The 8,843-nt window shown below is 74.6% G+C and carries 11 protein-coding genes; 5 read left to right on the top strand and 6 right to left on the bottom strand.

Annotated features, from left to right (window positions below; translation table 11 throughout):
- The first annotated feature begins 570 nt into the window (after window positions 1-570).
- The 4 genes from C2142_RS35570 (at window position 571) to C2142_RS35555 (ending at window position 3,009) form a co-directional block, all read left to right on the top strand.
- A complete protein-coding gene (locus C2142_RS35570) occupies window positions 571-783 on the top strand; it encodes a ferredoxin (protein WP_174315810.1) in 213 nt (70 codons plus the stop codon).
- Between the two features lie 230 nt (window positions 784-1,013).
- Window positions 1,014-2,078: a cytochrome P450 gene (locus C2142_RS35565; RefSeq protein ID WP_346766415.1), complete on the top strand. Its 1,065-nt coding sequence runs from the start codon at window positions 1,014-1,016 to the stop codon at window positions 2,076-2,078.
- Window positions 2,079-2,390: 312 nt separating this feature from the next.
- Entirely contained in the window at window positions 2,391-2,543 is a 153-nt protein-coding gene (locus C2142_RS35560) for a hypothetical protein (protein WP_153882848.1), read from the top strand.
- A 181-nt stretch (window positions 2,544-2,724) separates the two neighbouring features.
- Window positions 2,725-3,009 carry a hypothetical protein gene (locus C2142_RS35555; RefSeq protein ID WP_148647228.1) on the top strand — a complete coding sequence of 95 codons (285 nt, stop codon included), beginning with the start codon at window positions 2,725-2,727 and terminating at the stop codon, window positions 3,007-3,009.
- A gap of 308 nt (window positions 3,010-3,317) precedes the next feature.
- On the opposite strand, the gene C2142_RS35550 is transcribed toward C2142_RS35555, so the two are convergent.
- From C2142_RS35550 to C2142_RS35535, 4 genes are all read right to left on the bottom strand, one after another.
- A complete protein-coding gene (locus C2142_RS35550) occupies window positions 3,318-4,202 on the bottom strand; it encodes a hypothetical protein (protein WP_194235846.1) in 885 nt (294 codons plus the stop codon).
- Between the two features lie 36 nt (window positions 4,203-4,238).
- Window positions 4,239-4,523 (bottom strand): DUF427 domain-containing protein, encoded by a 285-nt coding sequence (locus tag C2142_RS35545; protein ID WP_148646958.1) that lies wholly within the window; start codon window positions 4,521-4,523, stop codon window positions 4,239-4,241.
- A gap of 73 nt (window positions 4,524-4,596) precedes the next feature.
- Window positions 4,597-4,833 (bottom strand): DUF6296 family protein, encoded by a 237-nt coding sequence (locus C2142_RS35540; protein ID WP_148646957.1) that lies wholly within the window; start codon window positions 4,831-4,833, stop codon window positions 4,597-4,599.
- A gap of 69 nt (window positions 4,834-4,902) precedes the next feature.
- Window positions 4,903-5,139 carry a DUF2277 domain-containing protein gene (locus C2142_RS35535; protein WP_148646956.1) on the bottom strand — a complete coding sequence of 79 codons (237 nt, stop codon included), beginning with the start codon at window positions 5,137-5,139 and terminating at the stop codon, window positions 4,903-4,905.
- 291 nt (window positions 5,140-5,430) lie between these two features.
- Here C2142_RS35535 and C2142_RS35530 point away from each other — a divergent pair, with 291 nt between their 5' ends.
- Window positions 5,431-6,708, top strand: coding sequence for an MFS transporter (locus tag C2142_RS35530; RefSeq protein WP_148646955.1), 1,278 nt, complete (start codon window positions 5,431-5,433; stop codon window positions 6,706-6,708).
- A gap of 92 nt (window positions 6,709-6,800) precedes the next feature.
- On the opposite strand, the gene C2142_RS35525 is transcribed toward C2142_RS35530, so the two are convergent.
- Together C2142_RS35525 and C2142_RS35520 are read right to left on the bottom strand one after the other, a co-directional pair.
- The gene (locus C2142_RS35525; RefSeq protein WP_148646954.1) at window positions 6,801-7,370 is read right to left on the bottom strand and encodes a gamma carbonic anhydrase family protein; all 570 of its coding nucleotides are present in this window, start codon (window positions 7,368-7,370) and stop codon (window positions 6,801-6,803) included.
- Window positions 7,371-7,446: 76 nt separating this feature from the next.
- On the bottom strand, window positions 7,447-8,843 hold a 1,397-nt coding region (locus tag C2142_RS35520), incomplete at its 5' end, for a serine hydrolase domain-containing protein (protein ID WP_194235845.1).

The raw sequence follows: 8,843 nt of genomic DNA, 5'->3' as shown, positions 1-8,843 counted from the left end.
CAGTCATCGGGTCACCATACGAAGTCCGACCGACACCGACGGATCTCTCGGGACGGACCTGTCGGGACGGGCTTCCCGGACCGGGCCTGGCGGGACGGACCTGTCGGGACCGGGCTTCCCGGACCGGGCCTGGCGGGACGGGCCTGTCGGGACGGGCCTGTCGGGACGGGCTTGCCAGGACGGACGGTTAAGACGGTGACGGAGCGTCGACCCGAAGGGCATCCGATCCGGGGCGTACCCGAGGTCACGGCCTCGGTGATCCACCTGGCGAGGCGTTCGCCTTCCAGGCGGGTGAGCATCTCGGCGAAGGGGGAGACCGGGGCGACGGCGGTGTCCCGCCGCCACTGCGGAGGCACTCCCCCGGCCAGCCCCGCCGACCACACAGGTGTTCTGACGGAGCCTCAAACATCTTTCACTCCTGGGGAGTTTGACCATCAGAGTGGAATCGGCCATTTTGCCCGAAAGCGGCGAACCACTCTTCGTATGCGACAGAACGGCGGTTCGGTTGACATCAGCGGGGGGCGGCCGGCCCGGGTGATCCGGTGCCACACCACGGAGAGGTGTCCGTACGTGCAGGTGAGCGTCGACCCGTCCCGCTGCTGTAGCTCCGGCCAGTGCGTCCTGACCGTGCCGGAGGTCTTCGAACAGGGCGACCATGACGGCCTGGTGAGACTCCGCCTGGCCGTCCTGCCGCCGGCGCAGTACGCCGAGGCGCGACTCGCCTCCGCGCTCTACCCCGGCGGCGCGATCACCGTCACCGAGGACGACGACGGCGGCGCGTAGCAGCCGCGCGCTCACGCGCTCCGTCGTCCGCCCGGTCCCGGCCGTCACCAGCTGCCGGCTGTCACCTCCCACGCAAGGAGATCCCACCTTGACGAGCACGCCCACCGCCCCGCCACGCTGCTCCCCACGACAGCCGCTGCCCCTTCAGCCCGCCGCCCGTCTACACCGCGGCGGCCCGGGCCGCCTCCGTCAGCCGTGCCGAACTGCTGGACGGCTCCTCGTGCTGGCTGGTGACCGGCTACCGCGAGGTCCGCACGGTGCTCTCCGACCACCGCTTCAGCGCGGACGCCCGCCGGCCCGAGTTCCCCAGCCTCGTCCCCGGGCGGCGTGAGATCGCCGCCGCCAACCCCAGCTTCCTGCGTCTCGACGACCCCGAACACTCCCGGCTGCGCCGCATGGTCACCGGAGACTTCCTGGTCAAGCGGGTGGAGGCGATGCGCCCCGGCGTCCAGCAGATCGTCGACGAGGCCATCGACGGCATGACCGAGACCGGCGGGCCCGCCGACCTGGTCGCCCGGTTCGCCCTGCCGGTGCCCTCACTGGTGATCTGCCTGCTGCTCGGCGTCCCCTACGAGGACCGGCAACTGTTCCAGGACCTCAGCCGGGCGCTGATCAGCACCACGACCGCCCGGGAGGAGGCCGCGCGGGCCCAGGACGAGATGCTGGACTACCTCGGCGGCCTCGCCGCGCGGAAGCGGCGGCAGCCCGATGACGACATCCTCAGCCGGCTGGCCGCCCGCGACGACCTCTCGCTCCGGGAGATCGCCTCCACCGGCATGCTGCTGCTGTTCGCCGGACACGAGACCACCGCCAACATGATCGGGCTCTCCACCCTCCTGCTGCTCGGCGACCCCGGGCAGGCCGCCCGGCTGGCCGACCCGGCCGCCGTCCCCGGGGCCGTCGAGGAACTCCTGCGCCACCTCACGATCGTCCACACCGGCCTGCCCAGGCTCGCCTTGGAGGACGTGGAGCTGGGCGGCACCCTGATCCGGGCCGGCGAGGGGGTGACCGCGATGCTCTCCACCGCCAACCAGGACGAGGAGCTGTTCGCCGCCCCGGGCACCCGGCCCGTCGACGAGCTGGACGTGGACCGGGACGCCCGGCGCCATCTCGCCTTCGGCTTCGGCGTCCACCAGTGCCTCGGCCAGCCGCTGGCCCGGGCCGAGCTCCAGATCGCGCTCGCCACGCTCTTCCGCAGACTGCCCGGCCTGCGGCTCGCGGCGCCGGACGACCAGCCGGCCTTCCGCACCGATTCGCTCATCCACGGGCTGCTGGAGCTTCCGGTCACCTGGTGAGCCGGGGCGGACCCCGCGGCCGTCGGCCGGCACCCAGCGGCCGACGGCCCTCGGCTCTCGGCTCTCGGCCGTCGGCTCGTGGGGTCACCGGACGGCGGACGGCACGTGGCGAGCGGCGCGCAACACGCGGCGGGCAGGCCGCGCTACCCGGCGGGACCGCTCCCGGGCCCCGGTTGGCCTTGGGGCGGGCTCGGGGGCAGGCTGGAAGGGCGAGACAGAGACCCGGTCCGGCGTCCGCCCGGCGCCACCCGTCCACGGTGCACCCGGACGTGCCCGGGTCCGGCCGAGGAGACGGAGCCCACGATGACCGACATGAGCGCACGGTCCGAGGTGAGCGTCGACCGCGAGGAGGACGTCCGCGCCGCCGACCCCGAGGAGGGCATCACCTCGATGCAGAACCTGCACGCGCAGGACACCTCGCAGGCGGAGGGCGAGCCCCAGGACGAACCCGAGGCGCGCGGCTGACCGTCCGCGACGAACGAATTTCCACGAGGCCGCCCGGCGCACGGGCGGCCTCCGCGACCGCTGGTGTCGCTGCCGCATCGGCGGCGGACCGGCGGGGGAGGATTGGCGCATGAGCGAGCAGCAGCAGGGCGCAGCAGCGGCGCAGGGCGGTCGGCCGACCGGGCCTCCGGGGGATCCCCGGATGTCGTGGGCCACCTGGACCACCCAGTCGATCATCAGCGGCCCCGGCGGTGTCACCACCGCGGAGGTCGGCCCGATCTCGGGCGACCTCACCGTCCACACCACGTGGGTGGACGGCGAGGCCCGGCTGACCGTGCAGTACACCGGCGCACTGGACTGGTACACCGTGTCCGGCAGCCCCGTGCCGGCGGCGGACGAGATCACCGCGCGGGCGATCCACCAAGCCATGGTGAACGCCGTCAAGGCCGGCCGCGGAGCCGCCGCCCCGCAGGCACCCGGCGTCTGACCCGGGCCAGGGCGGCGGTCGGTCGATGCGGCGGTCGGCCAGGGCGGCGGTCGGTCGATGCGGCGGTCGGCCAGGGCGGCAGCCGTCCCCAGCCGTCCCGTGCAGTGGTCGGCCCGTGCGGCTGGTCGGCCCGCACGACGCTCAGTCCGTGCGACGCCGGGCCCGGGCTGGTGGGTGTGGGCTGCCCGGGAACCTCCCGAAGGCCACTCCCCCGGGCCCGGGGCCCCTCGCGGGTAACCCGGCCTGACCTTCCCGGGTGACCCTCCCGGCCCGCCCGCCCAGCGCACCCGGCTGGTGCGGGTCCTCCCTCAGGGGGCCGTTTCCCCCGGCACGGCCGGGGCAGCGGCGGACCAGTAGGCGCCGTCGGCGGGGCGGCGGGAGCGCAGGTCCTTGCGGACCGCCCGGCCCACCTTGCGGGTGTCGCGGCGGTTGATGGTGGCGCCGAGGCCCGCGCCGACCAGCAGCGGGATCATCGTCGGCAGGCGGCGCAACGTGCTGCGGGTGAGCCGCTTGCGGACCTGCTGGCGGACCTCGCCCCCGAGCGCCATCGCGGCGAACCCGGCCGGCTTCACCAGCGTCGTCGCGTTGATGCCCCGCCGGCCGGCCCAGGCGCCGAGGTAGGCCGACGCCCGGTGGGTGGCAGTGCCCTGGGCGGGGACGCCGTAGACCTCGTGCAGTTCGGCGATCAGTTTGATCTCGACGGCCGCCACGGCGAGCGTCTCGGCGGCGATCTCCACCGGCATCGCGGGCGGAACCGGCAGCATCGCCGCCGCCCCGACTCCGGCTCCGAGCGCGGCGGACGCGCGGGCCGCACCGAGGATCAGCAGCTGGGCCAGTGCGTCGGGATCGGCCGCCGTAGGGTGCTGGGAGCGGAGGGTGGCGAGGTTCCGGACCGGGATGCGCGGGGCCGCCTGGATCAGCTGGTCGGCCAGGGCCCGGCCGCCGTGCGCGGCGCCCTTCGCGGCGGACCGGCTGCCGGTGCCGAGCCGTCTGGCGACCGAGGCGATCAGCTCCGCGGCCCGGCGACGTCCGCGCTCGGCCCCGTACTCGGCGACCCGCCAGTCCGTACCGCCCCCGGCCGGCCCCGGGGCGGGCTTCTCCAGCTCCTCGACCAGCTCGGCCAGCTCGTCGGCAATGTGTCCCGGGGCGGGGTCCGGCTCTCCGGAGCGCCCCGGCCTTCTGAATATTGCCATGCCCTGCCGTTACCCGGTCGGGCGCCACAGTACGCGCTACCCGGTGATCTCCACCCCGCGCCAGAAGGCGATCCGGCCGCGAACGTGCACCGCCTCGGGCTCGGGGTCGGCGTAGTACCAGGCCGCGTCCGCATTGACCTCGCCGTCGACGTGGAGGGTGTAGTACTCGGCGGTGCCCTTCCAGCCGCAGATCGTGGTGGTGTCGGAGGGCCGCAGATACTCGGTGCGGACCGATTCGGCCGGGAAGTAGTGGTTGCCCTCGACGACGGTGGTGTCATCGCTCTCGGCGATGACCGTGCCCTGCCAGCGCGCTGTGGTCATGCGGCGATTCTGCCGGACGACGGTGTGCCACGGGAGGAAACCACCGAAAGCGCGGCCCGGAGCGGGGCACCGGTCACGGAAGCGGTTGGGCGTGTACCGGGAAGTGCGGCGACTGGTGGCCGCCGCTGGCGAGCATCCGGACCTCGCCCGCGTCGCTGATCTCCGCCCGCACGATCCCGCTGGCGTCCTCGTAGACGGGATGCCCGCCGGGGCCGGTCGTGCTGGTCCGCGTCACCACGACGACGTCCTGCGGGGCCTGGGTGCCGGGCGTGCCCGGGAAGGTGAGTGCGTAACGGTCCGCGGGACTCATCGCCGACCTCCTGTTCCTACTGGTGAGGACCGGCCGTGTCGCGGCCGACCGCTTCCTGTCGCCGTCCGGTCAGGCGGAGGCCTGCGCGGTCCTGGCGGGCGCGCCACGAACCTCCAGCTCCGCCAGCAGCCTGGCGGTCGCCTCGGTGACGGTGTCAACGGCCTGGTCGAAGGCCTCCCGGTTGCGCGCCGCCGGTGCCCGGAACCCGGACACCTTCCGCACGTACTGCAGCGCGGCCGCCCGGAAGTCCTCCTCGGAGGCGTCGGGCGTCACGGGTGGTCTCAGCGTCTTGATACTGCGGCACATGCCCCCAGTCTCGCGCGCGGGGGCGTGGCTGGCGACCCCCGCCCGTCACCAGGGCGACACGGGGACAACGCGGGAGCGTCATCCGACCGGATTAGGATTTCGGACGAACTAATCCCTTTCGCCCTTGCTCCCGCATCCTCGCCCTCGCCCTCCTGCTTCGGCTTCACCCTTCGACGCCCCTCGCGTCTCCCTCCCCGTTCTCCCGTCATCCCCGTCCTCCCGTCGGCCCGACGACCGTGCCGACGACCGCTCCGCCCTGCCCTCGTGCGGGCGTCACCCCGGAGTTCCGCCTTGCCACTCGCGCTGGTCGCCCTGGCCGTCACCGCGTTCGCCATCGGCACCACCGAATTCGCCGCCATGGGGCTGCTCCCCCAGGTGGCCGACAACCTTCACGTCTCCATCCCTCAGGCGGGGTGGCTGATCTCCGCCTACGCCATCGGTGTGGTGATCGGTGCCCCGCTGCTCACCGCGCTCGCCGCCGGCCGGCCCCGCAAGGCGGTGCTGGTCGCGCTGGCCGGACTGTTCGCGACCGGCAACCTGCTGTGCGCGGTCGCGCCCGACTTCTGGTCGCTGGCCGCGGCCCGGCTGATCACCGGCCTGCCGCACGGGGCGTTCTTCGGCGCCGGGGCCGTTGCAGCCGCCGAGCTCGTCGCGCCGCACCGGCGGGCCCGGGCCGTCGCCGTGATGTTCTCGGGCCTGACCGTCGCCAACATCGTCGGGGTGCCCGCCGCGACCCTACTCGGCCAGCACCTCGGCTGGCGGGCGACCATGCTGGTGGTGGTCGCGATCGCGGCGGCCGGCACGGTCGCCATCGCCCGGCTGGTGCCGGAGCTGCCTTCCCCCGCGCAGTCCGGGCTCCGGCACGAGCTGAGCGCCTTCCGCAGCGGTCAGCTCTGGCTGGCGCTGGCCACGGTGGTGTTCGGCTGCGGCGGGTTCTTCGCCTGCTACAGCTACATCACCCCGCTGCTCACCGAGGTCTCCGGGTACGCGACCGGCTCGGTGACGCTGGTGCTGGCGCTGTTCGGTGTGGGGATGACGATCGGCAACGTGCTGGGCGGGTTCGCCGCCGACCGTGCGCTCCGGCCGACCGTCTGCGCCGCCTTCCTCCTCTCCGCCGCCACCCTGGCGCTCTTCGCGGTGACCGCCCATGCCGCGTGGTCGGCCGCCGTCACGGTGGTGCTGATCGGGCTGTTCGGCTTCGCGATCGTCCCGGCCGTGCAGACCCTGGTGCTGCAGAAGGCACGCAGCGCGCCGACGCTGGCCTCCGCGACCGTGCAGGGGGCGTTCAACCTGGCCAACGCCCAGGGCGCCTACTTCGGCGGGCTCGCCCTGGACGCTGGGCTCGGCTGGACCTCGCCCACGCTGGTCGGCTCCGGGCTGGCCGCGTCCGGGGCGGCCATCGCGCTGGCCGCGTGGGCCGCCGACCGTCGGCGCCCCGGTGGTGCGGGAGGCGCGGGAGGCGCGGGGCACGAGCCGGCCGGGGTGACGGGGGTGGCCGGGCCGGATACCGCCCCCTTGCCGGAGCCGGCCGGGCGTGCGGACCGCACCGGGGCGGGTGCACCCGCCTGATCCCTCACCCACCACGCCGCCGCACCACGCCGCCGCACCGCCGCCACTCGGGGAGGGCGGCGGCGTGCCGGCTCACCGAGCCTCCTCCACCGCTACTCGGCCGGGAGGTCGGCCTGCCCGACCTGTTCGGCCTGCCCGACCGGCTCGATCTCGCGGTGCCCGTCGGCCAGCAGACGGTAGCCCTCGCCGTTGATCTTGATCCCGGCCCGCTCCTCCTCCGTCAGCTCGCGCCGGACCTTCGCCGGGACGCCGGCCACCAGCGATCCGGGCGGCACCTGCATGCCCTGCGGTACCACCGCACCCGCCGCCACCAGCGAACCGGCGCCGATCCGGGCGCCGTTGAGCACCGTCGAGTTCATCCCCACCAGAACGTCGTCCTCGACCGTGCAGCCGTGCAGGACGGCGTTGTGCCCGACCGAGATCCGCTCGCCGATCACCAACGGGAAGCCCAGGTCGGCGTGGAGGGTGCAGTTGTCCTGGATGTTGCTCCCCACGCCGACCGTGATCGACTCGGCGTCGCCCCGGATCACCGCGCCGTACCAGACGCTCGCCCCGGCGGCGACCGTCACGTCGCCCACCACAACCGCGTTGGGCGCGACGAAGGCCGTCGGGTCGACGGACGGCACCCGGCCCCCGACTGCGGCGATCAGCGGCTCTGCCATGTCTCGTCCTCCTGTTGACGTCCGGCCATCACGTGCCGGTCATGATCGCACCCGGGCCATCAGCGCGACCACCCCCTCAGCCGAGCAGGAGCGGGGCCGGGCCGACGGCCGACGGTATGGCGGCCGTGGCGGGCGGTGCGAGCGGCCCTGCGGCGGCCGGCGGGCGGCCGCCGCAGGTGCCTGTCGCGACCAGGGTCTCGAACGCGGCGTTGGTCGCGGGCAGGTCGGACATGTCGTAGGGGTTGACCGAGGCCGCGAACTGCCGCCTCCCGTCGGCCGTGCCGTACAGCAGGGTGTTGTAGCCGGGGATGCCGCCGCCGTGGCCCCAGAACTCGCCGCAGGCGGTCGTCGTCCGCTGGAGGCCCAGGCCGTACTCGGCGGGCCCGCTCTGGGGGGTGGTCCGCTTCATCTCGGCGAGCTCGGCCGGGCCGAGCAGCCGCCCGCCGAGCAGGGCGGAGAGGAACCTGGTGAGGTCCGCGGTGGTCGAGATCCCGGCGCCCGCGGCGCCGCCCATGCTCGGGTTGAGCAGGGTGGCGTCCGCCGGGCCGGTGGCGAGCTTGTAGTAGCCGTGCGCGTGCGGGCCGGGGATGAAGGGCGAGTCGACCGGCATCGAGGTGCCGGTCAGGCCGAGGGGGCGGATGATCCGGTGCTCCACCTCGTCACCCCAGGTGCGACCGGTGAGCCGCTCCACCAGCAGCCCGGCGACGATGTAGTTGGTGTTGGAGTAGTGCCACCCCTGCCCGGGGGCGAAGTACGGCGGGTACTTGGCGGCGATGGCGATCAGTTCCTGCGGCCGGTAGGAGCGCCAGCGGCCGGTGCTGAGCCACTGCTGCAGGGCGCCGTCGTCCTCCTCGAACGAGAAGGCCGGGTCGTCGGTGTAGTTGGCGAGGCCGCTGGTGTGGTTGAGCAGCTGGCGCACGGTGATCTGCCCGCCGTTGAGCACCAGGCCGGGCAGGTGGCGCTCGACCGGGTCGTCGAGGCCGAGCCGGTGCTCGGCGACGAGCTGGAGCAGCACCGTCGCGACGAAGGTCTTGGTGACGCTGCCGATCCGGAACCGGCCGTCGGCCGAGGCCCGGGCGCCGGTGGCGAGGTCGGCGGTGCCGGCCGCGCCCTTCCAGACGGTGCGGCCCCGCTCGCTGACCAGCCCGAGCGTGGCGGAGGCGCCGCCGGGGCTCACCAGGCCGCGCACGGCGGCGTCCAGGGCCGCCGGGTCGACGCCCCGCCCGGCCCCTCGGTCGGCGTCGGCCACGGAGTCCGCGACGCCGGTCGGCGCGCCCGCTCCGCCGCTGACCGCCTCGTCGGTGACGTCGCCGCCCGCGCCGCCCGCCACCGTCAACCCGTAGGAGGACTGCGGTGCGCCGTGGGCAGCGGCCACCGGGGCGAGAGCACCCACCAGGCCCACGCCCGCGAGGACGGCCGCCGCGGTGCGCAGCGCCGGCCCGCGCCGTCGCCGCACCCGCACGACCCGCGTTC

Origin of the sequence: Streptomyces sp. CB01881 (assembly GCF_002953255.1) — a bacterium.
Lineage (GTDB): Bacteria > Actinomycetota > Actinomycetes > Streptomycetales > Streptomycetaceae > Kitasatospora.
This window is presented reverse-complemented; position numbering and strand designations above follow the sequence as displayed.

Bases quoted from the DNA above. Each gene is read 5' to 3' on its own strand.
- C2142_RS35560 (WP_153882848.1), top strand. From the start codon at position 2,391: ATGAGCGCACGGTCCGAGGTGAGCGTCGACCGCGAGGAGGACGTCCGC.
- C2142_RS35555 (WP_148647228.1), top strand. From the start codon at position 2,725: ATGTCGTGGGCCACCTGGACCACCCAGTCGATCATCAGCGGCCCCGGC.
- C2142_RS35550 (WP_194235846.1), bottom strand. From the start codon at position 4,202: ATGGCAATATTCAGAAGGCCGGGGCGCTCCGGAGAGCCGGACCCCGCC.
- C2142_RS35545 (WP_148646958.1), bottom strand. From the start codon at position 4,523: ATGACCACAGCGCGCTGGCAGGGCACGGTCATCGCCGAGAGCGATGAC.
- C2142_RS35540 (WP_148646957.1), bottom strand. From the start codon at position 4,833: ATGAGTCCCGCGGACCGTTACGCACTCACCTTCCCGGGCACGCCCGGC.
- C2142_RS35535 (WP_148646956.1), bottom strand. From the start codon at position 5,139: ATGTGCCGCAGTATCAAGACGCTGAGACCACCCGTGACGCCCGACGCC.
- C2142_RS35525 (WP_148646954.1), bottom strand. From the start codon at position 7,370: ATGGCAGAGCCGCTGATCGCCGCAGTCGGGGGCCGGGTGCCGTCCGTC.